Origin of the sequence: Stenotrophomonas rhizophila (assembly GCF_000661955.1) — a bacterium.
In the GTDB taxonomy this organism is placed as follows: domain Bacteria; phylum Pseudomonadota; class Gammaproteobacteria; order Xanthomonadales; family Xanthomonadaceae; genus Stenotrophomonas; species Stenotrophomonas rhizophila.
The window spans coordinates 3,180,183-3,205,233 of sequence record NZ_CP007597.1 but is presented as its reverse complement, the minus strand read 5'-3'; the positions used below and the strand labels follow the sequence as shown (position 1 = coordinate 3,205,233).

23 protein-coding genes are annotated in these 25,051 nt (G+C 67.8%); 13 read left to right on the top strand and 10 right to left on the bottom strand.

From position 1 onward, the window contains the following. Nucleotides 1-19 precede the first annotated feature (19 nt). The 5 genes from rpsP to DX03_RS13835 all read left to right on the top strand — a co-directional run bounded on the left by rpsP (nt 20) and on the right by DX03_RS13835 (nt 2,702). Nucleotides 20-280: a 30S ribosomal protein S16 gene (rpsP, locus tag DX03_RS13855; RefSeq protein ID WP_017356068.1), complete on the top strand. Its 261-nt coding sequence runs from the start codon at nt 20-22 to the stop codon at nt 278-280. 43 nt (nt 281-323) lie between these two features. Further along, nucleotides 324-836: a ribosome maturation factor RimM gene (gene rimM / locus DX03_RS13850; protein WP_038689629.1), complete on the top strand. Its 513-nt coding sequence runs from the start codon at nt 324-326 to the stop codon at nt 834-836. Between the two features lie 4 nt (nt 837-840). After that, nucleotides 841-1,599 (top strand): tRNA (guanosine(37)-N1)-methyltransferase TrmD, encoded by a 759-nt coding sequence (trmD, locus tag DX03_RS13845; protein ID WP_038689627.1) that lies wholly within the window; start codon nt 841-843, stop codon nt 1,597-1,599. 154 nt (nt 1,600-1,753) lie between these two features. Continuing rightward, complete coding sequence (gene rplS / locus DX03_RS13840) at nt 1,754-2,164, top strand: 50S ribosomal protein L19 (protein WP_038689625.1); 411 nt, start codon at nt 1,754-1,756, stop codon at nt 2,162-2,164. A 169-nt stretch (nt 2,165-2,333) separates the two neighbouring features. Then, nucleotides 2,334-2,702, top strand: a complete 369-nt coding sequence (locus tag DX03_RS13835; RefSeq protein WP_038689623.1) for a DUF6404 family protein — start codon at nt 2,334-2,336, stop codon at nt 2,700-2,702. Here the strand turns inward: DX03_RS13835 and DX03_RS13830 are convergent. Continuing rightward, nucleotides 2,699-4,189, bottom strand: coding sequence for an MATE family efflux transporter (locus DX03_RS13830; protein ID WP_038689621.1), 1,491 nt, complete (start codon nt 4,187-4,189; stop codon nt 2,699-2,701). The two genes, DX03_RS13835 and DX03_RS13830, sit on opposite strands and share 4 nt — an antisense overlap. Before the next feature lie 64 nt (nt 4,190-4,253). Between DX03_RS13830 and DX03_RS13825 the strand changes: the two genes are divergently transcribed. The 3 genes from DX03_RS13825 to DX03_RS13815 all read left to right on the top strand — a co-directional run bounded on the left by DX03_RS13825 (nt 4,254) and on the right by DX03_RS13815 (nt 6,264). Continuing rightward, complete coding sequence (locus tag DX03_RS13825) at nt 4,254-4,541, top strand: hypothetical protein (protein ID WP_244880126.1); 288 nt, start codon at nt 4,254-4,256, stop codon at nt 4,539-4,541. 9 nt (nt 4,542-4,550) lie between these two features. Next, the gene (locus DX03_RS13820; protein WP_038689619.1) at nt 4,551-4,955 is read left to right on the top strand and encodes an RNA-binding S4 domain-containing protein; all 405 of its coding nucleotides are present in this window, start codon (nt 4,551-4,553) and stop codon (nt 4,953-4,955) included. Between the two features lie 112 nt (nt 4,956-5,067). Continuing rightward, nucleotides 5,068-6,264, top strand: a complete 1,197-nt coding sequence (locus tag DX03_RS13815) for a glycoside hydrolase family 5 protein (RefSeq protein WP_038689617.1) — start codon at nt 5,068-5,070, stop codon at nt 6,262-6,264. A gap of 84 nt (nt 6,265-6,348) precedes the next feature. Here DX03_RS13815 and katG read toward each other — a convergent pair whose 3' ends face one another. From katG to mutS, 3 genes are all read right to left on the bottom strand, one after another. Next, nucleotides 6,349-8,574, bottom strand: a complete 2,226-nt coding sequence (gene katG / locus DX03_RS13810; protein WP_038689615.1) for a catalase/peroxidase HPI — start codon at nt 8,572-8,574, stop codon at nt 6,349-6,351. 308 nt (nt 8,575-8,882) lie between these two features. Next, nucleotides 8,883-9,524 (bottom strand): DUF937 domain-containing protein, encoded by a 642-nt coding sequence (locus tag DX03_RS13805; RefSeq protein ID WP_038689612.1) that lies wholly within the window; start codon nt 9,522-9,524, stop codon nt 8,883-8,885. A 412-nt stretch (nt 9,525-9,936) separates the two neighbouring features. Further along, a complete protein-coding gene (mutS, locus tag DX03_RS13800) occupies nt 9,937-12,537 on the bottom strand; it encodes a DNA mismatch repair protein MutS (RefSeq protein ID WP_051598869.1) in 2,601 nt (866 codons plus the stop codon). Between the two features lie 205 nt (nt 12,538-12,742). Here mutS and DX03_RS13795 point away from each other — a divergent pair, with 205 nt between their 5' ends. After that, nucleotides 12,743-13,099: a hypothetical protein gene (locus tag DX03_RS13795; protein ID WP_038689607.1), complete on the top strand. Its 357-nt coding sequence runs from the start codon at nt 12,743-12,745 to the stop codon at nt 13,097-13,099. Nucleotides 13,100-13,645: 546 nt separating this feature from the next. On the opposite strand, the gene DX03_RS13785 is transcribed toward DX03_RS13795, so the two are convergent. After that, the gene (locus DX03_RS13785) at nt 13,646-14,038 is read right to left on the bottom strand and encodes a barstar family protein (protein WP_038689603.1); all 393 of its coding nucleotides are present in this window, start codon (nt 14,036-14,038) and stop codon (nt 13,646-13,648) included. A gap of 257 nt (nt 14,039-14,295) precedes the next feature. Here DX03_RS13785 and DX03_RS13780 point away from each other — a divergent pair, with 257 nt between their 5' ends. Both DX03_RS13780 and DX03_RS13775 read left to right on the top strand, forming a co-directional pair. Further along, nucleotides 14,296-14,658 (top strand): glycine zipper 2TM domain-containing protein, encoded by a 363-nt coding sequence (locus tag DX03_RS13780; RefSeq protein WP_038689601.1) that lies wholly within the window; start codon nt 14,296-14,298, stop codon nt 14,656-14,658. A 124-nt stretch (nt 14,659-14,782) separates the two neighbouring features. Continuing rightward, nucleotides 14,783-16,159, top strand: coding sequence for a hypothetical protein (locus tag DX03_RS13775; RefSeq protein WP_244880125.1), 1,377 nt, complete (start codon nt 14,783-14,785; stop codon nt 16,157-16,159). Nucleotide 16,160: 1 nt separating this feature from the next. Here the strand turns inward: DX03_RS13775 and DX03_RS13770 are convergent, their stop codons facing one another. From DX03_RS13770 to DX03_RS13755, 4 genes are read right to left on the bottom strand one after another with little or no spacing between them, the layout of a single operon-like run. After that, a complete protein-coding gene (locus DX03_RS13770; protein WP_038689597.1) occupies nt 16,161-17,276 on the bottom strand; it encodes an ABC transporter permease in 1,116 nt (371 codons plus the stop codon). Then, nucleotides 17,273-18,454, bottom strand: a complete 1,182-nt coding sequence (locus DX03_RS13765; protein ID WP_102100635.1) for an ABC transporter permease — start codon at nt 18,452-18,454, stop codon at nt 17,273-17,275. Before DX03_RS13765 ends, DX03_RS13770 begins: the two co-directional genes overlap by 4 nt. Next, nucleotides 18,451-19,467 carry an HlyD family secretion protein gene (locus tag DX03_RS13760; RefSeq protein ID WP_038689594.1) on the bottom strand — a complete coding sequence of 339 codons (1,017 nt, stop codon included), beginning with the start codon at nt 19,465-19,467 and terminating at the stop codon, nt 18,451-18,453. The genes DX03_RS13765 and DX03_RS13760 overlap by 4 nt, the downstream gene beginning before the upstream one ends. Beyond that, nucleotides 19,460-20,788 carry a TolC family protein gene (locus tag DX03_RS13755; protein ID WP_244880124.1) on the bottom strand — a complete coding sequence of 443 codons (1,329 nt, stop codon included), beginning with the start codon at nt 20,786-20,788 and terminating at the stop codon, nt 19,460-19,462. Before DX03_RS13755 ends, DX03_RS13760 begins: the two co-directional genes overlap by 8 nt. 364 nt (nt 20,789-21,152) lie before the next feature. Here DX03_RS13755 and DX03_RS13750 point away from each other — a divergent pair, with 364 nt between their 5' ends. Further along, nucleotides 21,153-23,120: an oleate hydratase gene (locus tag DX03_RS13750; protein WP_038689590.1), complete on the top strand. Its 1,968-nt coding sequence runs from the start codon at nt 21,153-21,155 to the stop codon at nt 23,118-23,120. 94 nt (nt 23,121-23,214) lie between these two features. Here DX03_RS13750 and fabR read toward each other — a convergent pair whose 3' ends face one another. Continuing rightward, complete coding sequence (gene fabR / locus DX03_RS13745) at nt 23,215-23,880, bottom strand: HTH-type transcriptional repressor FabR (RefSeq protein WP_038692404.1); 666 nt, start codon at nt 23,878-23,880, stop codon at nt 23,215-23,217. Between the two features lie 92 nt (nt 23,881-23,972). On the opposite strand from fabR, the gene DX03_RS13740 reads away from it, so the two are divergent. Then, entirely contained in the window at nt 23,973-25,049 is a 1,077-nt protein-coding gene (locus tag DX03_RS13740) for a ferredoxin reductase (protein WP_038689588.1), read from the top strand. Nucleotides 25,050-25,051: the final 2 nt, after the last annotated feature.

Below are 25,051 nucleotides of genomic sequence, written 5' to 3'. Positions count from 1 at the left end.
CAATTGAGGAAACAACACCATGGTCAAGATTCGACTGACCCGCGGCGGCGCCAAGAAGCGTCCCTTCTACCACATCATCGTGACCGACTCGCGCAGCGCCCGTGATGGCCGCAACATCGAGCGCGTCGGTTACTACAACCCGGTGGCCCAGGGTGCGGAATCCCGCATCGTGCTGGACCTGCCGCTGGTCGACAAGTGGGTTGCCAACGGCGCCCAGATGACCGACAAGGTTCGCAACCTGTACAAGGAAGCGACCAAGGCCCAGGCCTCGGCGGCCTGATCCTGAAGGGCCGCGCCTGCCGCGGCCCATTCGGTCTATTCAGATGAAAGATACCGAGCGCCGGATCCTGCTGGGCAGGATTGTCGGCGCTTTTGGTGTGCGAGGCGAGATCAAGCTCGAGTCCTGGACCGAGCCGCGTACCGCCATTTTCAACTATCAGCCCTGGATCCTGCGTACGCCCGCCGGCCAGGAGAGCACCCTGACCGGGGCACGCGGACGTCAGTCCGGCAAGCATCTGGTCGCGGTGTTTCCGGGCATCACCGACCGCGATGTGGTCGAGTCGATGTACGGAACCGAAGTCTATGTATCGCGCAGCGCACTGCCGCCGCCGAAGGCCGACGAGTATTACTGGGTCGACCTCGAAGGCTTGCAGGTGCGTACCGTTGACGGCGTCGAACTGGGGCGGGCTTCGCACCTGTTCTCGACCGGCTCCAACGATGTGCTGGTGGTGCAGGGCGACCGTGAGCGGATGATTCCGTTCGTGCAGCCCGAATTCGTTGTCTCGGTGGATTTCGAGACCAACCTGATCGTGGTCGACTGGGACCCGGAGTTCTAATCCGGTGCGCATCGACGTCATCACGTTGTTCCCGGAGTTCATGGCACAGTCGGCCGCGCTGGGCGTGGTCGGCCGTGCCGCCGAGCGCGGCCTGCTCGACCTGCATGGCTGGAATCCGCGTGACTATGCCGAAGGCAACTACCGCCGGGTGGACGACCGTCCGTTCGGCGGCGGCCCGGGCATGGTCATGCTGATCGAGCCGCTGCGCGCCTGCCTGGCCGCGGCCAAGGCGGCCGATCCGGCGCCTGCGCCGGTGATCTACCTCAGCCCGCAGGGCGCGCCGCTGACCCAGGCCAAGGTCCGCGAGCTGGCCGCGTTGCCGCGCATGATCCTGCTGTGCGGGCGGTATGAAGGCATCGATGAGCGGTTCCTCGATGCGGAAGTCAGCGAGGAAATCTCGATCGGCGATTACGTCCTGTCCGGCGGTGAGCTGGGTGCGGCGGTGATCGTCGATGCCGTCACCCGGTTGCAGGAGGGCGCCCTGGGCGATGCCGAATCGGCGGCCCAGGACAGTTTCGAAGGCCCGCAGGGGCTGCTGGACTGCCCGCATTTCAGCCACCCGGCACAGCATGAATGGGGCACTGTCCCGGATGTGCTGCGCTCGGGCAACCATGCCGCCATCGCCCGCTGGCGCCGCCAGCAGTCGCTGCTGCGGACCGCAACACGGCGGCCGGACCTGCTTGACGAGGCCCAGCTGTCCAAGGCCGACCGGATTCTGCTCGCGCAGGCCCGGCAGGCCCTTGCCGACGACCCTTCCCCCTAGCGCGGGGCGGGAATCTTCGGTTATCATTGGCGATTCCCATCAGGCCTTTGCGCCCGGTGGTGGAAACCCTACAAAAAACGTGCAGCACAGTCCGGTGACTGCATGAGCCCACGTTGTCGAACGACACGACCACCCGAACACTATCGGTGCACCCATGAGCAAGCTGAACAAAACCATCCTTGCGGATTTCGAATCCGCCCAGATCACCCGCGAGCTGCCGAAGTTCAGCCAGGGTGACACCGTCGTCGTCAACGTGAAGGTCAAGGAAGGCAACCGTGAGCGCGTCCAGGCTTACGAAGGCGTCGTGATCGGCACCAAGAACGCCGGCCTGAACTCCGCTTTCACCGTCCGCAAGATCTCGCACGGCTACGGCGTCGAGCGCGTCTTCCAGACCCACAGCGCCATCATCGACTCGGTCGAAGTGAAGCGTCGTGGTAAGGTCCGCGCCGGTAAGCTGTACTACCTGCGTGGCCTGGAAGGCAAGGCTGCCCGCATCAAGGAAGATCTGGCTGCCGCTGCGCAGGCCAAGCAGGCCCGCCTGGCTGCTGCCAAGGCTGCCCAGTAATACCGCGCCGACAACCCCGGTTGTCGCGCAACGAACGGCCACCTTCGGGTGGCCGTTTTCGTTTGTGGCGCAGGCCAACGGCGTGGGCATGATCCGCAGGTGTCCGTTGGAGTTGCCCTACCGGCCACGCACCGATTACGGTAACCCCCCCGCTCAAGTCAGGACGACGATGCCCCATTACCCCGCCAAGGTCCGCACCGCGCTGCAGCTCATGCACGACGCGGGTGTTCCGCAAACGCTGCGCGCGCCGCCGTTGCACCGGCTGCTGTGGCGGTTGGGCATCGCGGTGCCGCCACCGCTGCTGGCCGGGTTCGCCGCCAACGCGCTGTCGATGGGCGTGTTCTTCGGCGTGACCTGGGGCGTGTTGATGCTGCCGCTGTTCGGGCTGCTGGTACCGCTGAAGACGTGGGGGATCGCGGGTAGCGCATGCTTGGCCGGCGCATTGTTCGGCGTGATCATGGGGCTGATCATGCGCGCCCAGCAGCAGCGCTACCGGCTCCCGGCGTGGCGCAGCCTGCCGGATGGGCGCGCCGCTTAACCCGTGCGGTGTGGCACCGGTTGCGGGGCCGCCGTGGGCGGCGCGTCCGGGTTGAGGTCGGCCACCGGCGAGGGCGGCATGGCCGGCACTTCGGCCGGGGCCGCCAGTTCCTCGCGATGGGTCGGCAGCATGTGCGCCTTGCGCCAGCCACCCCAGCGGTAATACGCCAGCGACAGCAGCATCGCGCAGAACGAGCTGACCGGGAAACTCCACCACACCGCGTCGGCGCCCCAGCTGTCCTGCAGCAGTTCGGCGAACGGCACACGGATGCCCCACAGCGAAACGGCCAGGATCAGCAGCGGCGGAATCACCGCGCCGGTGGAGCGCACCACGCCGGAGATGACGAAGTTCACGCCGAAGAACAGGAACGACCACACCGCGATGTGGTTGAGGTGGCGGGCCACCTCCAGCGACTGGCTGGCCTCGGGCAGGAACAGCGCCAGCGTGTAGCGGTCCAGCAGGATCAGCGGCAGGATCAGCACGCCGGTGAGCAGGAAGTTGTACAGCACGCCACTGCGCGCGGTGCCCCGCACGCGATCCCAGTTGCCGGCGCCCACGTTCTGCGCCGCCATCGATGAGCAGGCCGCGCCGATCGCCATCGCCGGCATCTGCACGTACGTCCACAGCTGCAGCGATGCGCCGTAGGCGGCGGCCGTGTCGGTGCCGTAGCCGTTGACCATGCTCATCATCAGGATCATCGACAGGGAGATCAGCACCATCTGCAGGCCCATCGGCACGCCCTTGACCACCAGCGCACGCAGGATGGTGGGGTCGATGCGGAACATGGCCATGTCCTTGCGGCCCAGCCACAGCACGTGCCGTTTGTTGCGCATGTACCAGAGCAGGCCGATCAACGACAGCGTCTGTGCGATCAGCGTGGCCCAGGCCGCGCCGGCGATGCCCAGCTGCGGGAACGGACCGATGCCGAAGATCAGCAGCGGGTTGAAGCCGATGTCCAGCACCACCGACAGCAGCAGGAAGCGGAACGGCGTGCGCGAATCGCCGACACCACGCAGTGCGGAGCTCAGGAACGCGAACGCATACAGCGTAGGCATCGCCAGGAAGATGATGCGCAGGTAGGCCTCGGCCAGCGGCAGCGATTCGGCCGGGGTGCCCATCGCGGCCAGCAGCGGGTGCGACAGCCACCAGCCGGCGATGGCGATCACCACTGACAGCCCGATGAAGAAGGTGGCACTGGTGCCCATCACCCGGCGCGCCTGGGGGATGTCGCGCGCGCCCATGGCCTGGCCGATCAGGATGGTGGCGGCCATGCCGATGCCGAACACCGAGCCGATCAGGAAGAACATGATGTTGTTGGCGTTGGCCGTGGCTGTCAGCGCCGCTTCGCCGAGGAACCGCCCCACCCAGATCGCATTCACCGACCCGTTCAATGACTGGGCAATGTTGCCGGCCAGGATCGGCAGCGCGAACAGGAACAGGTTGCGCCCGATAGGGCCGGTGGTCAGGTCAAGCGGCGCCTTGGCCATGTGCGGTGGAGATCGGGCTCGGGGAGAGGCACACTAGCATCAAGCCCGTCAGGGGAACATCGCGATGCCAACCTTCATCCGCAACAGGTGCCGGCGCGCCGCGCTGGCTGACCGGTTCATGCCCGCGCTGGCGCTGCTCTTGATTGCTGCGGTGCTGCCCGCATGTTCTTCGGGTATGGACCGCCTCGGCGATGCGCAGGTGCGGCCCATGGACCGACCGGAATGCCAGGTCGGCAGCGAGCGCCGGGATCTCGATGCGGGCGTGCCCGTGCTGATCGGTGGCACCGGCTGCCGCGGCAATCCGGCGGCGCCGCAACCCTTGAACCGACGACCGGCAGAGCCGGGGAGCTGAACAACCCGCATGATCGAAGCAACGCCGTTGGCCGCCGTGCGGCTGGACGTGTGGCTGTGGGCCGCACGCTTCTTCAAGACCCGCAGCCTGGCCAAGCAGGCCGTGGAGACGGGCAAAGTGGACGTGGCCGGGCAACGCCCCAAATCCTCGCGCGCGGTGCGCGTGGGCGAGCAGCTGCAGATCAGCCGGGGCGACGACGTCTACGAGGTGCAGGTGCGTGGCCTGAGCGAGCTGCGCGGGCCGGCACCGGTGGCGCAGCAGCTGTACGAGGAAAGCGAGGCGTCGCGCGCGCGACGGGCCGAGGCGCATGCCCAACGCCAGGCTGCGCGCAATGGTTACCTGCCGCCGGAGCATCGCCCGGACAAACGCGCGCGTCGCTTGATCCGTGCACTCGGGGACATCGATTCGCTCTAGTGGTTTCGTGGCTTCCACGCATTGTGACTATTGATGTCGGAAACAGGGACGTAGTCACGGTGTATGCCATGGGCATGCGTCAGGCTGCCGCTTCGTTCAAGGAGGTGCGCCCATGCGCCCGCTGTCGATCCGCCTTTGCTGCATGCTGCTGTGCCTGTTCGCCTTCAGTGCGCAGGCCGCCGTCAACACCTTCTGGAGCCAGCCGCAGCGCGGCGGCAACAGCTTCAACGAACAGCCACCGGACCGCGCCTATTTCGATGCGCTGCGCGCCACCGGCGCCACCTGGGTACGGCTGACACCGGACAAGTGGCGTTCGGCCGGTGGCCGCGATTTCCTGATGGGCAATGCCGATCGCTACCAGGGCTTGGTGCCGGCCGACGTCGCCACCCTGCGCCGGGTGCTCGACGATGCCGATGCCGCCGGCATCAAGGTGGTGCTGGTGCCCTTGTCGCTGCCGCTGCTGCGCTGGAAGCAGAAGAACGGCGGGGTGGTCGACCAGCGGCTCTGGCAGTCGTTCGACAACCATCGGCCCGCGCAGGCGTTCTGGCGCGACCTCGCGCGTGCGCTGCGCGGGCACCCGGCGCTGGTGGCCTACAACCTGATCAACGAGCCCGCCCCGGAGTACGGCACCCCGCTGCGCGAGCATGCCGACCCGGCCGCGATGCGCGCGTGGTATGCCACCGTGAAGGACGGGCCGCGTGATCTGCCACGCTTCTACACCGGCTTGATCGCGGCGGTGCGCGAGGTCGATGCCGACATGCCCTTGATGCTGGACCCGGGCTGGTATGCAGCTGCCGACGCGCTGGCGTACTGGCCTGCGCCGCTGAAAGATCCGCATCTGCTGTACAGCGTGCACATGTACGAGCCGTACGCGGCCACCAGCGCCCCCAACCAGAAGCGGGCCACGCCGTATCGGTATCCGGCCGTGGTGCCGTTCGGCCCGGGCAAGACGCAGTGGAATGCAACGCGCGTGGCCAGCTATCTGCAGCAGCCCCTGGCGTGGGCCGACGAGCATGGCGTGGCGCGAAGCCAGATGGTGGTCGGTGAGTTCGGCTGCATGCGCCGTTGGCCGGATTGCCCGGCCTACCTGGACGATGTCCTGCGCGTGCTCGAGGCACAGAAGGTGCATTGGGCGTTCTACGCCTTCCGCGAAGACGCGTGGGATGGCATGGACTACGAACTGGGCGACGCCGCACTGCCGGCGACGTACTGGCGTGACGTGGAGGCGGGCAAGGTGCCTACGCCCATGCGCACCGAAAGCCCGCAGTTCGCGCCGATCCTCAAACGTCTGCGCGCTGCCGGCCGCTGATACCCGCATGCGGCTGCAGGCCGTGGCACTGCATGTCGACGGACGCCGGAAGGGACCGACCCGCAGGTCGGTCCCCTGGATGGCTCAAGCGTGCAGGTCGTAGCGATCCAGTTCCATCACCCGCGTCCAGGCGGCGACGAAATCCTGGACCAGCTTCTTCTCGCCGTCGGCACTGGCGTACACCTCGGCCAGGGCACGCAGCACCGAGTTGGACCCGAACACCAGATCAGCCCTGCTGCCGGTCCAGCGCTTGGCACCACTGCTTTCATAGCCACCGCCAGCGGCCTTCCACTGCGTGCGCATGTCCAGCAGGTTCACGAAGAAATCGTTGCTCAACGTGCCCGGGCGATCGGTCAGTACACCCTGCGCATTGCCATCGACGTTGGCACCCAGCACGCGCAGCCCGCCGACCAGCGCGGTCAGCTCCGGCGCGGTCAGCGTGAGCAGCTGCGCCTTGTCGATCAGCAGCACCTCGGCGGGCACGCTGTAACGGCCCTTGAGGTAATTGCGGAAGCCGTCGGCATACGGCTCCAGCACCGCGAACGATTCCACGTCGGTCTGGTCCTGGCTGGCATCGGTGCGGCCGGGCGTGAACGGCACGCTGATGTCGTGGCCACCGGCCTTGGCCGCCTGTTCAACACCCACGCCGCCGGCCAGCACGATCAGGTCGGCCAGCGATACCTGCTTGCTGCCGCTGCCGTTGAAGCCCGACTGGATCTTCTCCAGCGCGGCCAGCACCTTGGCCAGCTGCTGCGGCTGGTTCACCGCCCAGTCTTTCTGCGGGGCCAGGCGGATGCGCGCGCCGTTGGCGCCACCACGCTTGTCCGAGCCGCGGAAGGTCGACGCCGACGCCCACGCGGTGGACACCAGCTCGGCCACGCTCAACCCGGCGCTGGCGATCTGTTGCTTCAAGCCGGCGATGTCCTGGGCGTCGATCAACGGCCGTGTCGCTGCGGGCACCGGATCCTGCCAGATGAATTCCTCGGCCGGGATCTCCGGGCCCAGATAGCGCGTGCGCGGGCCCATGTCGCGATGAGTGAGCTTGAACCAGGCGCGTGCGAAGGCGTCGGCGAAGGCCTGCGGCTCGGCCAGGAAGCGGCGCGAGATTTTCTCGTACGCCGGGTCCACGCGCAGCGACAGGTCGGTGGTGAGCATGGTCGGGCGATGCTTCTTCGACGGGTCGTGAGCGTCTGGAATGATCGCCTCGCTGTCCTTGGCCACCCACTGATGGGCACCTGCCGGGCTCTTGGTCAGTTCCCACTCGTGGCCGAACAGGATCTCGAAGAAGTCGTGGCTCCACTGCGCCGGGGTGCGCGTCCAGGTCACTTCCAGGCCGCTGGTGATGGTGTCGCCGCCCTTGCCGGTGCCGAATCTGTTGGCCCAGCCCAGGCCCTGGCTCTCGAGGCCCGCCGCTTCCGGTTCCACATCGACGTTGTCGGCCGGGCCGGCGCCGTGGGTCTTGCCGAAGCTGTGGCCGCCGGCGATCAGGGCAACGGTTTCCTCGTCGTCCATGGCCATGCGCCCGAAGGTATCGCGGATGTCGAAGGCGGCCTTGAGCGGATCGGGATTGCCGTCCGGGCCTTCCGGGTTCACGTAGATCAGGCCCATCTGCACGGCCGCCAGCGGGTTCTCCAGGTCGCGCGAGTGCACGTCGCCGTCGGCGTCGTCATCGGACACCAGCACGCCGTGGTCTTCCTGCACGCCCTCGGAGCCATGCGCATAACGCACGTCGCCGCCAAGCCAGGTGGTTTCGCGGCCCCAGTACACGTCCTGGTCCGGTTCCCAGGTATCGGGGCGGCCACCAGCGAAGCCCAGCGTCTTGAAGCCCATCGATTCCAGCGCGACGTTGCCGGTGAGGATCAGCAGGTCGGCCCAGGAGATGGCTTGGCCATACTTCTGCTTGATCGGCCACAGCAGGCGGCGTGCCTTGTCCAGGCTGACGTTGTCCGGCCAGCTGTTGAGCGGGGCGAAGCGCTGCTGGCCGCGACCGCCGCCGCCGCGCCCGTCGCCGATGCGGTAGGTGCCGGCGCTGTGCCAGGCCATGCGCACGAACAGGCCGCCGTAATGGCCGAAGTCGGCCGGCCACCACTCCTGCGAGTCGGTCATCAGTGCGGTGAGGTCGGCTTTGAGCGCGGCGTAGTCCAGCCCCTTGAACGCGGTGGCGTAGTCAAAGCCGTCATCGAGCGGGGTGGAACGGTTGGAATGCTGGTTGAGCAGGTCCACGCGCAGCTGCTTGGGCCACCAGTCGCGGTTGGTGGTGGCATCGCCGACGAGGGCGTGGTTGAACGGGCACTTGGCTTCGCTTTTCATGGGTCGCTACCTGTGTACTTGCGAATGTGGGCACCTGCCGCGGTTGGGCAGGGCAATCGGAAAGAGCGCTTCGCTCAGGGCGAGGAGCATCCGGCACGGTCGATGGGCATGGATTGGACGCGCGTGCGCGATGGGGTCAATCGATGCATCCGACGATCTCCTGCGGGAATGCCTCTACGTTAAGCACGTTCAGGCATTCGGTAAATTCGAACGAATCAACCAAAGCGATAGGACGGGCCTATACCAAAGCGGCCCCCCGGTAGTGCCGGCCGCTGGCCGGCTCCCAGCACCCTATGGTCAATCGGACATCACCGCTTGCCGAGCAACCCGCCCCCCAGCTTGAGCAGATCCCCAATACCCAGCTGGCCATCGCCGTCCTGGTCCAGCACCGAGGTGAGCAGGCCGCCACTGCTGGCCGCTTCCGCTTCCTGGCCGAGCGCCTGGGTGAGCTGGCCGGCGTTGCCGCCATTGGCGAAGCGCTGCGCCAGGTAGGACATGACGATCGGGGCGAGGATGGCCAGCAGCTGGCTGGTCTTGCTGCTGTCCAGCCCGGTGGCCTGGCTCAGGCCCTGCGCGGCGCGGTCGCTGTTGCCGCCAAACACATGGCCGAGGATGCCGGCCCCGTTGGTGGCGTTGCCACCGCCGCCGCCCAGCACGCTGCCGAGCAGGCCGCCCAGATCGAAGCCACCCCCGGCGGCCGGCGCGTGATCGCGCTGCAGTGCGCCAAGCAGGGCGTCGGCGCCCTGCGGTTGCTGGGCGTTGCGGCCCATCGCGCCGAGCAGCAGCGGCAGCGCCGCGCCGACGGCGCTGCTGGCCTGGGCAGGTTCAATGCCCAGTTGCTGGGACACCTGCTGCAGGCCTTGGCCCTGCTGCAGTTGTTGGAAGAGGGAAGCAGCAAGCGATGCGTTGTTCACGACGGACTCCAGGCAGGTGGCGGACCGCCCGAGCATACCGCCGGATTTACTACGGGGATGCGAAGGGCCCACCCGACCAACGGTCGGGTGCTACCGGGGGAAGAGGCCACCCAACCAACGGTCGGGTGCTACCGGTGTGGGGGGCCGTCCGACCAATGGTCGGTCGCCCCCGTTGTGGTGTTCCGTGGGCGGTGCCCGGTTATCACCCGGTAGGGCACGACCGTTGGTCGTGCTGCGGTGGGGGTGCGTGGAGCCGGCCAGCGGCCGGCACTACCGGGGTCGCCCGGGCACGGGGCCACCCGACCAACGGTCGGGTGCCACCGGGCGGTTCGGCCGACGGGTGGCATCGTCGTCGCCACCCGACCGACGGTCGCGTGCCACCGTGTGGGCGCGTGGGCGTCCTCGCATCGCCCGGTAGGGCACGACCGTTGGTCGTGCCGGGCGCCGGTCAGACCAGCGCCTTCAACCGGTACAGCGCTTCCAGCGCCTGCTTGGGGGTGAGCTCGTCGGGGTCGATCGCGGCCAGCGCGTCCTGCGCGGCGGTGCTGGGCGCGTTGAACAGGCCGAACTGCTGCGGTGCATCCAAGGCCTGCGGGGTGACCGTGGCGACCTGGCTTTCCCCGCCACGCTGCTCCAGTTCGGCCAGGCGCCGGCGGGCCTGGGCGACCGTGGATTTCGGCAGCCCGGCCAGCGCGGCGACCTGCAGGCCGAAGCTGCGGTTGGCCGGGCCGTCCTTCACCGCGTGCATGAACACCAGCGCGTCGCCATGCTCCACCGCATCCAGGTGCACGTTGGCGATACCGCTGGTGCCGCCTTCGTGCTGCTCGTCGGCCAGTGCGGTCAACTCGAAGTAATGGGTGGCAAACAGCGTGTAGCAGCGGTTCTGGTAGGCGAGGTGGCGCGCCACCGCGTCGGCCAGGGCCAAGCCGTCGTAGGTGGACGTGCCGCGGCCGATCTCGTCCATCAACACCAGCGAGTGGCCGCTGGCGTGGTGCAGGATGTAGCTGGTTTCGGCCATTTCCACCATGAACGTCGACTGCCCGCGCGCGAGGTCGTCGCCGGCGCCAATGCGGGTCAGGATACGGTCGATCGGGCCGATCACCGCGCGGCTGGCCGGCACGAAGCTGCCGATGTGGGCCAGCAGTACGATCAGCGCGTTCTGGCGCATGTAGGTGGATTTACCGCCCATGTTCGGGCCGGTGATCACCAGCATGCGGCGGTCCGGGTGCAGGTCCAGGTCGTTGGGTTCGAACGGCTGCTCGCGCACCGCTTCCACCACCGGGTGGCGGCCACGTTCGATGCGCAGGCACGGTGCGGTCTCCAGCTCCGGGCGGGCCCAGTCCAGCGCCTGGGCGCGCTCGGCGAAACCGGCCAGCACGTCCAGCTCGCTCAAGGCACCGGCGCACTGCTTGAGCGGCTCCAACTGCCCGCCCAGCGTGTCCAGCAACTGCTCGTACAACACCTTCTCGCGCGACAGCGACCGCTCGCGCGCGGACAGTACCTTGTCCTCGAACGACTTCAGCTCTTCGGTGATGTAGCGCTCGGCATTGGTCAGGGTCTGGCGGCGGGTGTAGTGCACCGGCGCCTTGTCGCTCTGGCCCTTGCTGATTTCAATGTAGTACCCGTGCACGCGGTTGTAGCCGACCTTCAGCGTGGCGATGCCGCTGCTGATGCGCTCGCGCTGCTCCAGGTCGATCAGGAACTGGTCGGCATGGGTGGACAGGCGGCGCAGTTCGTCCAGCTCGGCATCGAAGCCTTCGGCGATCACGCCGCCATCGCTCAGCTTCATCGGGGGCGTCGGCGCGATCGCGCTGGCCAGCAGGTGTGCGCATTCGTCGTGCTCACCCAGCGCTGCATGCAGCGCCACCAGGCGCGGCGAATCCAGTGGCGCCAGTACCGCGCGGACCTCGGGCAGCAGGCCCAGGCCATCGCGCAGGGTGGAAAAATCGCGCGGGCGCGCCGAACGCAGCGCCACGCGGGTGAGGATGCGTTCCAGGTCGCCGAGCGCCCGGAAGGCATCGCGGATGTCGCCCTCGGCACCGCGGTCGATCAGCGTGGCCACCGCATCGTGGCGGTGCACCAGCACCTCGCGCAGCCGCAGCGGGCGGTGCAGCCAGCGCCGCAGCAGGCGCCCGCCCATCGGGGTCACCGTGGTGTCGAGCACGCCAAGCAGGGTATTGCGGGTATCGCCGTCTACCCGCGTGTCCAGTTCCAGGTGACGGCGCGTCGCCGCGTTCATCGCGATGGCCTCGCTGGCCGTCTCGGTGGCGATCGCGGTCAGGTGGGGCAGGCGCTGTTTCTGGGTCTCTTCGACATAGCCCAGCAGCGCGCCGGCCGCGGCGGTGGCGCGCGGCTTGTCGTCGATGCCGAAGCCGGTCAGGTCGTGCAGTTTGAAGAAGGCGAGCAACTGGCGGCGGCCACTGTCGGCATCGAACAGCCAGGGCGCACGGCGGCGGATGCCGTTGCGGTGCTTGAGGAACTCGGGCCAGTTTTCTTCATCGGGCACCAGCAGCTCGGCCGGCTCCAGCCGGGCCAGCTCGGCCTCCAGCGCGTCTTCCGAATCCACCTCGTTGACCAGGAAGCGGCCACCGGCCAGGTCGGCCCAGGCCAGGCCATAGCCGTGCTTGCCGCGCGACAGCGCCATCAGCAGGGTGTCGCGGCGCTCGTCCAGCAGCGCTTCGTCGGTGACGGTGCCGGGGGTGACGATGCGCACCACCTTGCGTTCCACCAGGCCCTTGGCCAGGGCCGGGTCGCCGATCTGCTCGCAGATCGCCACCGATTCGCCCAAGGCCACCAGCCGGGCCAGGTAGCCTTCATAGGCATGCACCGGCACACCGGCCATCGGGATCGGCGCGCCGCCGGAGCTGCCGCGCTGGGTAAGGGTGATGTCCAGCAGGCGCGCGGCCTTGCGCGCGTCGTCGTAGAACAGCTCGTAGAAGTCGCCCATGCGGAAGAACAGCAGCAGGTCCGGGTACTCGGACTTTGCGGCGAAGAACTGCTTCATCAGGGGGGTGTGCTCTGCGGCCCCCTTGCTGTCCTTGGATTTCATTGTCGAATCAGTGGTTTGCAAGAAACGTCCTTACGAACTGGCGGTCAATCCGGGTGCTCACGGGGAGAATCGGTGCCCTGGTGGCGCTGCGCGGGAACCGGGTGGGATTGACCATGGATCTGGTGGGTGCGATCGAGGGGGAAGCCCTTCGTCGGCGTGACGCCAAGTGTAACGTGACACCCTCCGATGGATGCCAGGAAGCCCTATGCGCGATGCCAAGAAGACCCTGCTGCCGCTTATGAGCGGCATGCGCTGGCCGGGTGGGTCCTATGTTGAGGTGGCCAAGCTCTCCATCACGGACGCGGATGTGACCGGCTACTTTGGCTGCGATCTGGTCCGGGGCGATGAACCCGGTCTGGGGCCATGGCGATCGATCGGAATGCAGTGTGCCTCCGGCGCCATTGCCGAATTGATTTCCTACGAGGCGGAGGAGGGGCAGGGATTTACGCTGCGGATCGATGCGCTCTCGGACCCGCCCAGCGTGTTCAACGAAATTGTGTCCGAGCTTGTGCCCAGCAGGAGTCACGTTCTATGGCGAAGCGCCCTGATCGGATCCGCGTAGGCGGGTAGCTGCAATGACCACCGCACACGCACGCCCACCCACGGCCGACATGGATGCATCAAGGCGAGGTACCACCGTGAAGCAATGGCTACGCGCACTGAAAAGCAAGGCTGTGTTTGCATGTGTCCTGGGCATGATCTCTCCGGCGGGTCTGACCCACGACCGGCAAATGCGATGGTCGCCGAGTGAGGATCTTTCCCATTACAGCGGGCTCGACGGTGATGCGTCCGGGGGCGGGAGCACGGCCTTCCCTGCATACCTCAATGCTGCCCTTCAGTCGCCGAACTATCGTGAGGGCACGCGCCGGGCTTCCGAATCCGCTTGCAGTGCCTGGGTCGCGGTGCAGGTGATCAACGTGTACTCCTCGATGTACGCGTACACGTTCCACGTGCCAGAAGCTGCGTCGTCAAGCGGAGACTCCCGGGCGGTCTCAGCGGTGTCCCTTGTGCGCGGTGTGGAAGACCTGGCCAGACGCGCAAGGCAGAAATGATCCTTCTGTGTCGCACCGGGCAACGCGGCCGTCATGTTCGCAGTATGCGTGACCCCTCAGGAGGTCAGCCGCACGTTGGGATGCGCGGCGAAGATGTCCATCACGATGTCGAAGTAGGTCTGGACCTGGCCGCGCTCCAACGCTTCGAGCTGGGCATCGATAGCGCGGATATTGAAGGTGCCGGGGCGCGCGCGTTTTTCCTGCAGCCAGGCGCGCGTTGCTGCCTCGCCGAGTGCCACACGGCTGTGTGCGATGTCTTTCCAGTGCACGCTCACTGCCGCATGCCCGGCCAGTGCGCCGTAGCCGCCGTACAGCAGGTCATCCAGCGCATCCAGGCTGGGGCCGAGCTGCCAGTCTTCGTCGGCCATGAACACGCGGTTGATCTCGGCATAGAAGCTGGCGATGTCGTGTATCGCGCTGCCGTCGATAAGCAGCGAGAGGGATGTCATCGCGCTACCCGCGGGCTGGCAGCAAAAGATGGTTTTCCAGTGCGGCGCATGGAGGTCCACCACGGCGTGGGTGAGAGGGTCACGCCGGATCATACCGGGCCGTTGGACACGCCTGCGTCGACGCCGCGCCGCATCGCCCGCAGGTGTCCGCCGCCTGAACGCAATGGCGATGTTGACGTGACCTCGACATGTTTTCACTGCCGGTTGCAGCCAACGGGCGCAGGCTGGTCCCATGTCCTGCGAATGAGGAGACGAACATGAAGACGATTCAACGTGTGATGTGCATGGGCGCGCTGGTGGCCGCTTCGTTCGGCGCCGCTGCGCAGACCTATGGTCCGAAGGACGAAGGCCGCCGCTTCAACGACGGCAGCAAGGTGGTCTGCAAGAACGTGGAAGTGCAGCGCAACGCCAAGGACCCCAATCGTATCGCCGGTACCGCCACCGGTGCGGTGGTGGGTGGCCTGCTGGGCAACCAAGTGGGCGGTGGAAACGGCAAGAAGCTGGCGACGGTGGCCGGTGCCGTTGCCGGTGGCGCTGCAGGCCGCAACATCCAGGGACGCAGCCAGCAGAAGAACGGCGACCGCGTGGTCGAGCGCCGCTGCGAGCGTCAGTACCGCTGATTCTGCGCCCCTGTAGCGATGACACGATGCCGGCCACTGGGGGCCGGCATTTTCGTGTCCGGGCCAGTGGCAACCTCGGGGACCGGCCGTATACTCCGGCAACACACCCCAGCACGAGCTGCCCGTGAGCGAAGCATTGGAGCCTGGCAGTACCCCCGGCCACCCGCCAACGGCGCCGGACCACGAGGGACGCTTCGCACGCCTGCGCGAACGCACCGATGAGCTGGAGCTGTTCATTTCGGGCCTGTTGGCGTTCGCGCTGTTGGCCGTGCCGGGGCGCATCTTCGAGGCGTGGGCCACCAGTACCGTGCATACCGAGGGCGTCTACGGCTACGCGTTGTGGTTTGGCTTCAGCACCAGCGTGGGCCTGTGCTACGTGGTGGCGGTGGCGCTCATCGCACACCTCGCCATCCGCGGGTACTGGGTGGGCCTGATCGGGTTGAAGGTCCACTTCCCCGACGGAATCCGTTGGGAACGGATACCGCTCATGGGGCGGGTGTCGCGGGTGTTCTACCAGGCACGCGTGGGTAGTCTGGACGGGGTGATCGCCAACGCCGACCGCGCTGCGTCCACGCTGTTTTCGGCCACCCTGCTGTTCGCCCTGACCATGGTGCTGATCGGCGCGGGCGCGGTTCTGCTGTTCGCCGTCGCCGGCGCCATCGGCGCGCTGTTCGGGAATGCCGACCGCGTCATGCTGATCATCGCCGGGCTGTTCTTCACCGTCCTGGTGCTGAGCAACTGCGTGCCCCTGGTACTCGAGAAAGTGATTGCCCGCCGGCACCTGCGCGGCGTGGCCAGCCCCGGGCTGGAACGGATCACCCATCGCGTGCTTGCCTTCAACCAGTGGTTGATCCCGATGCGCCTGCTGCTGCCGGTGCAGTTGACCCTGCAGAGCAACCGCTACGCCCGCAATTTCATGGTGGCGTACTTCGTCGCGGTGATGGTGGCGATGTCCATCGGCGGGTTGCAGGCGATCAGCTCGGCCAAGTTCTCGCTGTTCAACCGCTATGAGGTCATCACCACCGAAGCGGTGGACGAGGGTATGGTCAGTGCGCATTACGAGTCGCTGCGCGCCGACCACGATCGCCTGCTGCGCTACCCGATGATTCCCACCGACGTGGTGGAGGGTGCGCTGCTGCGGGTGTTCATCCCGCACCAGCCGCAGCGTGACAATGAACTGGCACGGCGGCTGTGCGGCGCACTGCCCGGCGGCGAGAACCGGCTGCGCGGGCCGGCGGCTGAAACGGCGGCGGTGCAGTGTGTGGCGCGTTTCTGGGCGGTCACCCTGGATGGCACGCCGGTCGCGTTGGACGGATTCGTGGCAATGGAGCGGCGCGACCTGGAAATGCGGGGCCTGGTCGGCTACCTGCCGCTGTCGGCGTTGTCACCCGGCCGCCACGACCTGCGGCTGGTCTGGAATGCCGGCGGGCCCGAGCGCGGCGCCATGCGCCACCGCGAGTTCCGCATTCCGTTCTGGTACGCGCCGGACGCTTCGCGCTGACTCATGGCGTGCGCCGGCGCGCGCCCAGCCGCCACACGGCAAGCGCACCGTAGAGCACCAGCAACGCGGCCAGCGTCCACAACTCGTGGCTGACTTCGCCCAAGCGGGCATCCATCTGGTTCAGGCGCACCATCAGGTTGATGCCGGTGGTGGTGGGCAGCAGGTGTGCCAAGGCGACCAGCGCTGGCGGCGATGTGACCGCCGGCCAGGACAGATTGGCCAGGAAGAACAGCGGGATCGAGCAGGCGATCACCACCTGGAAGGCGCGTTCGCGGGTGGCGAAGAAGCTGCCGACGAACAGGCCGAACGCCACCGTGGCGGCAATGAACAACGTCCCGCCCAGCAATTGCCCGAGCGGATTTCCGCCGCGCGGATAGTCCTGCACCCACGCGGTGAAGCCAGCGTAGTAGAGCAGGCCCAGCAGGCCGATGATGCCGAAGCCAAGCGCCATGCCGGCCAGGGTGGGCAGGTCGAAGCGCAGGCGCCGGCCGAGTGCCCGACGCCGCGTACCCAGCAGCACGCCAATGCCCATCAACAGCGTCTGGTGCACGATCAATTCGGCCACACCGGGCACGATGGCGCTGCCGTAGCCTTCCAGCGTGTTGAACAGCGGCCGCTGCACCAGGGTGATCGGCGGTGGCTGCGGGGCGCCCATGAAGGCGGCCTGCGAAACCGCTGTTTCGCGCGCGAACGCGGTCAGTGCATCGGCCACGCCACCGAGTACCCAGCTCGCCCGGCCGAGGTAGGCACCGTTACCCATCAACACCAGGTGACCGGCACCGCCGCGCAGGATGTCGCGCTCCAGCTGGGCAGGAATCAGCAGGATGCCTTCGGCCTCGCCACGCTCGAGCGCGTGGCGGGCCTGGTCGAGGGTGGCGGGCTGGGCAACGATGCGAACGGTACGCAACGCGTCCACGCGCCGCAGCAGTTCGCGGCTGGTGGCGCTCTGGTCGTGGTCGACCATCACGATGGGCAGGTTGCTGGCCACCTGGTGGCGGTACGCGGCCGGGTAGAAGAACGAGTACAGCACCACCGCACCAATCATCAACACCACCGCATAGCGGTCGGTCAGCACCGCACGCAGGGTCTGGCGCAGGCTGGTGGTGAAGCGGCTCATGCGGCCGCCCCGTTGGAGGCCACCGGCGTGGGCAGGGCGCGCGCTGCGACGATCAGGCGCCAGCCGCCGATGCCGCCGGCCACCAGCACCATCAGCAGCAGCGTGGCCAACGGCCACAGCGATACCGTCCACGGTGCGCCCACAAACTGCTGCTGGGTCTGCAGCTTGACGTAGGCGGTGAGCGGCAGCAGCAGGTTCCAGATGCGGGTGAACAGCGGCGCATCCACCACCGGGAAGGTGGCCCCGGAGAATGCCAGCGCGGTGCCGATGCTCAAGCCGATGGCCGACAGCGCGGTGCCCATGTCACGGGTGAGCCCCACAAACAGCAGCGCCACCGCCGCGCATGCCAGGTAGAACAGCGGCTGGCCCAGCATCAGCAACAGCAGGCTGCCGGCGATGCCGTCGCCGCGCAGCAGCGCCAGGTACAGCACGCCGAGTGCGCCATACACCGAGAACAGCGCGACATAGGGGCAGATCTTGCCGGCGATGGCCGCCCAGGGGGTGCTGCCCAGCCACGCACGCAGCTGGCCGTCGCGCACCTCGCGGCCCAGGCTGGCGGCCACCGCCAGCGCCAGGCCCAGCGACAACACTGCCGGAAACAGCAGCGGCAGCAGGAACAGTTCGTAACTGCGCGCCGGGTTGTGCAGGATGTCCGACTGCACCGCGATGGGCGGCGCGCGCAGTTTGGCCGGGCCGACCTGTTTGCCGATGCCGCCGGTCAGCAGGCGTGCGTTCCAGGCACCGACCGCTTCCACGATATCGCGCACCGCCGACTGCCCGGTGGTGAGGTAGGTCGCGTTGTAGTAGGCGAACACGGTGCCCTGGCTGCCACGCAGCGCCTGGCGGGTGGCGTCGCGGGGGACCAGCACCACGGCAAAGACCTCCAGCCGCCGCAGCTCGGCCTGTGCATCGGCCAGGCTGGCCGGTTGGCTGGCCACGGCGATGCCCGGGCTGGCATCCAGCATGCGCGCCAGCAGACGGCTCTCGGCACTGTGGTCGAGGTCGACAATGGCAATGGGAATGTCGCGCATCACCGACGCGGCAAACAACCAGGCCATCACCGCCAGCATCAGCAGCGGTAACAGTGTCACCAGCAGCAGGTCGGCGCGGTCGCTGCGCAGGTGCTGCAGCTCGCGTTGGAAGGCGGCGCCGAAGCCCGCCCGCCGCGACCGGTTCATCCCTGCGGCCACGCGAACAGCACGCTCATGCCGGGGCGGAAGCCCTCCACGCGCGCCACCGGGCGCAGCCGGATCTCGAAGCTGCGCACGTCGTAGCCCGACGACTGCCGGGTAGCGCGCCAGGTGGCGTAATCGCCGGCCGGGTTGATGAAGTACACCTCGAACTCGACATCGCGATCCAGCGCGGGGACCTGCCCGCGCAGCCGATTGCCGATCTTCAGGCCCCGCATCTGCGATTCGCGCAGGTTCACCGATACCCACATGCGGTCGATGTCGACCAGGGTGAACACCGGGTAGCCCGCCGGCACCAGTTCGCCCACATCGGCCATGCGCTTGTTGATCTCGCCGGCCAGCGGCGCGCGGCCGTTGACCTCCTCACGCGCGGCGTCCACTTCGGCCACCGCGCCGCGTGCCTGGCGGACCTGGCCCTGTGCGGCACGCTTGTCCTGCTCGCGCGCGCCGGCCAGCGCCTGGTCGTACTGTGCGCGGGCGGCGTTGGACAGCTCGCGCGAACTGCGTGCCTGGGCCAGCGCTTCGTCGCGCTTCTGCCGGGTCATCACGCCTTCGTTGAACAGGTTCTGCACGCGCTGGTAGGTGGCATCGGCAAGCGTGGCACCGGCTTCAGCGCGTTTCCAGTTGGCCTGCGCGGCGCGGATGTCTTCGCTGCGCGCGCCGGCATCGGCCTTGTCGGCCACGGCGCTGGCAGCCTCCAGCGCGCCTTGCGCCTGTTCTTCCTTGGCGGCCACTTCCGGGCTGTCCAGCACGAACAGCACCTGGCCGGCCTGGACCCGGTCGCCTTCGCGCACCTTCAGTGCGGCCAGACGTGCGGTGATCTTGGCGGCCACGTTGACGGTGTCGGCGTCGGCCATGCCCTGCAGCTGTTCGGCCGGGCTGCGCCAGGCCAGCCACAGGCCAACCACCACCACGATCGCCAGCACCAGCGCGAGGGCAATACCGAGTTTGCGCTTGTTCGGCGGCGGCGCATCGGCGGGCGCCTGCAGTGTGTCATTCATGCGCGATCACCTCGTCGGCCTGGCGGCGGAATTCGTCATAACGGTCCATCTGTCCACTGATCTCCAGCAGTTGTGCCAGCGCCACGTCGTACTGGTACGCCGCCTGTGCGCGTTCCACCTGTGCACCGCCCAGCCCCAGCCGCGCATCGATCACGTCCAGCGAGGTGGCCTGGCCTTCGCGGAACGCCAACTCCTGCAGGCGCAGGTTCTCGCGGTTCTGTTCGATGCTGCTGTCCAGCAGCAGGAACTGCTGGCGTGCGGTATCCAGTTCGTACCAGGCCTTGCGCACGCCCAGGGTGACCTGGTTTTCCGCTTCGCGCAGGCCGGCCTCGGCCTGCTCCTGCTGCGCGCGCGCGGCGCTGATCTGCGCCGGGCGTGAACTGGGGGACAGGAAGGTGTACTTCAGGCCGATGCCGAACGCCCAGTCCGGGTCGGTCAGCATTTCGTCGCGGCGCAGGAAGTCGTACTGGCCAAACAGGTACACGGTGGGCTTGAGCTTGGCCTGCTGCACGCGCACGCCTTGCTCGGCCTGGGCCACCAGTGCGCGCAGCCGCGCGATCTGCGGCTGCCGGGCCTGCGCATCGCGTTCGAAGCTGGGAAGCGCGCCGATCGGCGTGCGATGTACGAACAACGGCGACAGCGGGCGCACTTCGCCCCCGCTGCGCAGCAGGGTGGCCAGCGCGGCCTTCAGGGTCTGCAGGTCGTTGAGCGACTTCTGGTAGTCGCGCTCGGCCTTGTCGCGGGCCACGTTGGCCTGCAGGCGCTGGGCGCGGGTGGCGAAGCCTTCGCGTTCCAGCTTCAGGGCATCGTCGAGGTGGCGCTGCAGCCCGTCGCGCACGTCACGGCGCACGTCCACGGCCTGCTCGGCCAGGCGCTGCCCGAAGTAGGCCTGGGCCAGCTGCACGCTCAACGACTGGCGCTGCGATTCGCGCTCGGCGCTGGCCTGCGCGGTGGCGCCGGCGGCGGCCTGTTGGGCGGCCGGGATCAAACCGCCGGTGTACAGCGGCAGCACCGCGGTGACGACCGGGCGGGTGCGCCAGTCGCGCTCGGTGAACTGCAACGGCGACTCGATGCCGAACGCCTCGGCCACCGGGGCCAGCGAGCCCAGGGGCAGGGTCAGCGTCTTCTGGAACTGTAGGCGGCGCACTTCACCGGTGATCTCCGGCAGGCGCAGCAGGCGGGTGGCGTCCTGCAGGTCCTGCTTGTTGCGCACCGAGGCATCGGCGGCGGCCAGTGCGTCGGACACCTGTTCCAGGCGCTGCTGCGACTGCTGCCAGTCCAGCGCCGGAACGGCGGCCTCGCCGATGGGCGACTGGGCCATGGCCGCGCCGCTGCACAGGAGCAGGGCGGTGCAGTGAAGTCCTTTCTTTGCGCGCGCAAGCGCCGTGTGCCGGCTCACGAATGGGCGTTCCGTATGTAAAGCATTCGGCAAAGTATGGTGCGCGCCGCGTGAAGCCCGGGTCTTCACGCCGGTCCCGTGCGGTGGCGGCGGTCTGCGAACCGCGTTGAGATGCGGTGCCTCGCATCATCGCTCGCTCGCACGCAGGCGATGCCGTGCGTATTGATGTCGATCAAGGCGCGGCGGGATCGGCGGCGTAACCTGACGGAAAGCACGGCGGTGCTACCGTCGGCGCAAGGCCGCGAGCGGCCATGCGATACCCCTGCAGACCAGAAGGATAGGTGCAATGACCCAGCAGCCCGCGCAGTCCGCTACGCCCGCCACGTCGCCCACGTTCGACCATGAGCCCGACGGCAGTGGCACCTACTGGTCCAACCAGCCGCTCAACACCCTGCCGCCGCCGGACACGATGGGCGCCTACATGCGCAATCGCCCGCTGCCGACGGAAGGCATCGCGCAGCGCCATGCGTACATCATCGGCACCGGCATTGCCGGGCTCGCCGCGGCGTTCTACCTGATCCGCGATGGCGGCATGCCGGCGGCCAACATCACCCTGATCGACAGCCTGGACATCGAAGGCGGGTCGCTCGATGGGGCAGGCAATCCCGAGCAGGGTTACCTGGTGCGCGGCGGGCGCGAGATGAACTGGAACTACGACAACTTCTGGGACCTGTTCCAGGATGTGCCCGCGCTGGAACTGCCCGAGGGCTTCAGCGTGCTGGACGAGTACCGCGCGGTGAACGACCACGACCCGAACTGGTCCAAGGCGCGGCTGCTGCACCAGCAGGGCAAGGTCCAGGATTTCTCGACCTTCGGCCTGAGCCGTGGCCAGCAGTGGGAACTGGTGAAACTGCTGCTCAAGCGCAAGGAAGAGCTGGACGATGTGACCATCGAGGACTACTTCAGCGAAGGCTTCCTGCAGAGCAATTTCTGGTTCTTCTGGCGGTCGATGTTCGCCTTCGAGAACTGGCAGAGCCTGCTGGAGATGAAGCTGTACATGCACCGCTTCCTGGACGCGATCGACGGCCTCAACGATATGTCGGCGCTGGTATTTCCCAAGTACAACCAGTACGAGAGTTTCGTGGTGCCGCTGGCGCGCATGCTGCGTGCGCAGGGCGTGCAGATCCAGTTCGATACGCGCGTGCATGACCTGGAAATGGCCGTGGACGGCGATGCACGCACCGTCACTGCGATCCGCTGCAAGGTGGGCGGGCGCGAGGACCGCATCGCGGTGGGCGAGGGGGACCTGGTGTTCGCCCTGACCGGTTCGATGACCGAAGGCACCGCCTACGGCGACATGGATACCGCGCCGGTGCTGCAGCGTGATCGGCATGAACCGGGCGAGGACAGTGACTGGGCGCTGTGGCGCAACCTGGCGCGGCAGTCGCCGATCTTCGGCAAGCCGGAGAAGTTCTACGGCGACATCGACCGCTCGATGTGGGAATCGGCCACGCTCACCTGCCGTCCGTCGCCGTTGGTGGACAAGATCGCCTCGCTGTCGGTCAACGACCCGTATTCGGGCCGTACCGTTACCGGCGGGGTGATCACCATCACCGACTCCAACTGGGTGCTCAGCTTCACCGTGAACCGCCAGCCGCATTTCGTCGACCAGCCACGCGACGTGCTGGTGGTCTGGGTGTACGCACTGCTGATGGACCAGGACGGCAACCACATCAAGAAGCCGATGCCGGCCTGTACCGGTCGCGAGATCCTGGCCGAGCTGTGCCACCACCTGGGCATTGGCGACCAGCTGGATGTGGTGGCCGAGGCCACCAAGGTCCGGCTGGCGCTGATGCCGTACATCACCGCGCAGTTCATGCCGCGTGCCGCTGGCGATCGCCCGCACGTCGTCCCGGCCGGCTGCACCAACCTGGGCCTGCTCGGCCAGTTCGTGGAAACCCGCAACGATGTGATTTTCACCATGGAAAGCTCGGTGCGTACCGCGCGGGTGGCGGTGTACACGCTGCTGGGGCTGGCCAAGCAGGTGCCGGACATCAGCCCGGTGCAGTACGACGTGCGCAACCTGCTCAAGGCGGCGCGGGCGTTGAACAACGGCGAGCCGTTCCCGGGCGAGCGGGTGCTGCATCGGTTGCTCGGCAAGAGCTACTTCGCCCACATCCTGCCGCCGCTGCCGGACGCGGAGAAGGCGCAGGACAAGCGCGGTTTCATGGAGGACGAACTGTCGTGGCTGTCCAGCAAGGGCAGCCTGGCATTGAAGGAGGTCTCGGCCCGCCTGGACCGCCTCGGCCGGTAGGTACCGACCGTTGGTCGGTGCGTTGTGCGACCACCAACGGTGGTCGCCTACCGGGGCATTCACGTTGAGTTGGCCGTGGGTCGACCGACACCGGTCAACGCGTCGGCGGATTCCCGGCGATGGTGCGCGCGCCGGTGATGATCATGCGCAGCATCTGCGACAGCTGCTCGATCAGTTCGGCGTCCTTTTCCTGCGGCTGGTCCACGGCGGTGGCCCCCATGGCGAACACCAGCCGGGTGATCGCCTTGGACGCCAGCGCCGGTTCGTGCAGCACCGCGCCGCCATCGGCGGCGGCCAGGCGGATCAGGTCGACCCGCAGTTCGTCTTCGAAGTAGTTCAGTTCGCGGTCCACTGCCTGCTTGAACGCGTCTGAGCCGGCGCTGCCTTCGCGCAGCAGCACGTGCAGCAGCTTGTGGTCGGCGCGCAACTGCTCGAAGAAGGTCTCCACCGACAGCCGGATCACGCTGCGCTCGGACGACGCCGCGCGCTGGCGCGCCTCGCCGATGATCGTGCGCAGCGAACGCCCGGACAGATCGATCAGCGCCACGGTCAGTTCGTCCATGTCGCGGAACTGGCGGTAGAACGAATTCGGGGCGATGCCGGCCTCGCGGGCCACTTCGCGCAGGCTCAGCGTGGAGACACTGCGGTGCGGGCCGATCAGGGCCAGCGCGGCGGCCAGCAGGTCGTCGCGCGAGATCGAAGCTTTGCGCGCCGGATGGGCATCGTCGGCAGCGGACAGGGGCAGGTCTGGGGAGGTCATCAGGGGCAGGGCGGTCAAGTCCCTGAATCATAGCCCGTCCGGTCAGTATACAAGTGTATACACGTCTGTATGTGCGTGCGTATAGTGATCCCATGAGCGCTCATCCCCGCCCCCCGATCCGCCGCCGCAACCCGATCTCGCCCCGTCATTGGGTGTCCGAGGAGCTGTTCGACTTCTGGGCCGGGCGCCTGCACCCGCTGTGGACCCTGCGCCGGGCGCGGGCGCGGCTGGTGGCGCGCGAGCAGGCCAGCGCCGATGCGGTCACCCTGGTGCTGCGCCCGAACCGGCATTTCCGTGGGATGCAGCCGGGCCAGCACGTCACCCTCGGGGTTGACGTGGATGGGCGCCGGCTGTCGCGCAGCTACAGCCCCACGCGGCTGGCCGATGGCACCCTGGCGATCACCGTCAAGGCGATCGAGGGCGGCAAGGTCAGCCAGCACCTGGCCCATCACGCGGTGATCGGCGAGGCGTTCGAGCTGGGCCAGGCCTTCGGCGAGATGACCGTGGACCCGCGCCAGTCCCAGCGCCTGCTGCTGTTGGCCGCCGGCAGCGGGATCACCCCGATGCGCGCGCTGCTGCGCCAGCTGGATGCCGCCGGCATGCCCGGCACGGTGGACCTGGTGTACTGGGCCCGCCGCCGCGAGGAACTGTGCTTTGCCGACGAACTGGCGGCACTGGCCGCGCGTCACCCGAACCTGCGCGTGCACCTGGCACTGACCCGCGACCCGCACGCCGCGTCGCCGCGCGTGGATGCCTACGCCTTCGATGCACTGGGCGACCTCCGTGCGGCCCAGGTGCTGGTGTGCGGCCCGGGTGGCTTCGTTGATGCCGCCCGCGCACGCCTGCAGGGCAGCGTGGCCGCGCTGCAGTTCGAAGCGTTCACCCCGCCGCTGCTGCCCGACGCGGAAACCGGCACGGTGCAGGTCGAACTGCGCCGCAGTGGCCGCACCCTGACCCTCCCGCGCGGCACCTCGCTGCTGCAGGCGCTGGAAGCCGAAGGCCTGCGCCCGGCCAGCGGTTGCCGCATGGGCATCTGCAATACCTGCGTGTGCGGCAAGGCGTCCGGTGTCACCCGGCACACCCTGACCGGCGACTACGCCGATGAACCGGCCACGCAAGTGAAGCTGTGCGTCAACAGCGCCAGCACCGACCTGATCCTGGAGCTCTGAGC

What these genes read in the sequence shown, in the direction of transcription:
- DX03_RS13785 (WP_038689603.1), bottom strand. Translation starts at nt 14,038, where the DNA reads ATGACATCCCTCTCGCTGCTTATCGACGGCAGCGCGATACACGACATC.
- DX03_RS13760 (WP_038689594.1), bottom strand. Translation starts at nt 19,467, where the DNA reads ATGAATGACACACTGCAGGCGCCCGCCGATGCGCCGCCGCCGAACAAG.
- fabR (WP_038692404.1), bottom strand. Translation starts at nt 23,880, where the DNA reads ATGACCTCCCCAGACCTGCCCCTGTCCGCTGCCGACGATGCCCATCCG.
- katG (WP_038689615.1), bottom strand. Translation starts at nt 8,574, where the DNA reads ATGAAAAGCGAAGCCAAGTGCCCGTTCAACCACGCCCTCGTCGGCGAT.
- DX03_RS13750 (WP_038689590.1), top strand. Translation starts at nt 21,153, where the DNA reads ATGACCCAGCAGCCCGCGCAGTCCGCTACGCCCGCCACGTCGCCCACG.
- mutS (WP_051598869.1), bottom strand. Translation starts at nt 12,537, where the DNA reads ATGAAATCCAAGGACAGCAAGGGGGCCGCAGAGCACACCCCCCTGATG.
- DX03_RS13765 (WP_102100635.1), bottom strand. Translation starts at nt 18,454, where the DNA reads ATGAACCGGTCGCGGCGGGCGGGCTTCGGCGCCGCCTTCCAACGCGAG.
- DX03_RS13755 (WP_244880124.1), bottom strand. Translation starts at nt 20,788, where the DNA reads ATGGCCCAGTCGCCCATCGGCGAGGCCGCCGTTCCGGCGCTGGACTGG.
- DX03_RS13805 (WP_038689612.1), bottom strand. Translation starts at nt 9,524, where the DNA reads ATGCTCGGGCGGTCCGCCACCTGCCTGGAGTCCGTCGTGAACAACGCA.
- DX03_RS13780 (WP_038689601.1), top strand. Translation starts at nt 14,296, where the DNA reads ATGAAGACGATTCAACGTGTGATGTGCATGGGCGCGCTGGTGGCCGCT.
- rimM (WP_038689629.1), top strand. Translation starts at nt 324, where the DNA reads ATGAAAGATACCGAGCGCCGGATCCTGCTGGGCAGGATTGTCGGCGCT.
- DX03_RS13815 (WP_038689617.1), top strand. Translation starts at nt 5,068, where the DNA reads ATGCGCCCGCTGTCGATCCGCCTTTGCTGCATGCTGCTGTGCCTGTTC.
- DX03_RS13835 (WP_038689623.1), top strand. Translation starts at nt 2,334, where the DNA reads ATGCCCCATTACCCCGCCAAGGTCCGCACCGCGCTGCAGCTCATGCAC.
- DX03_RS13820 (WP_038689619.1), top strand. Translation starts at nt 4,551, where the DNA reads ATGATCGAAGCAACGCCGTTGGCCGCCGTGCGGCTGGACGTGTGGCTG.
- DX03_RS13770 (WP_038689597.1), bottom strand. Translation starts at nt 17,276, where the DNA reads ATGAGCCGCTTCACCACCAGCCTGCGCCAGACCCTGCGTGCGGTGCTG.
- DX03_RS13830 (WP_038689621.1), bottom strand. Translation starts at nt 4,189, where the DNA reads ATGGCCAAGGCGCCGCTTGACCTGACCACCGGCCCTATCGGGCGCAAC.
- DX03_RS13740 (WP_038689588.1), top strand. Translation starts at nt 23,973, where the DNA reads ATGAGCGCTCATCCCCGCCCCCCGATCCGCCGCCGCAACCCGATCTCG.
- DX03_RS13795 (WP_038689607.1), top strand. Translation starts at nt 12,743, where the DNA reads ATGCGCGATGCCAAGAAGACCCTGCTGCCGCTTATGAGCGGCATGCGC.
- rplS (WP_038689625.1), top strand. Translation starts at nt 1,754, where the DNA reads ATGAGCAAGCTGAACAAAACCATCCTTGCGGATTTCGAATCCGCCCAG.
- rpsP (WP_017356068.1), top strand. Translation starts at nt 20, where the DNA reads ATGGTCAAGATTCGACTGACCCGCGGCGGCGCCAAGAAGCGTCCCTTC.
- DX03_RS13825 (WP_244880126.1), top strand. Translation starts at nt 4,254, where the DNA reads ATGCCAACCTTCATCCGCAACAGGTGCCGGCGCGCCGCGCTGGCTGAC.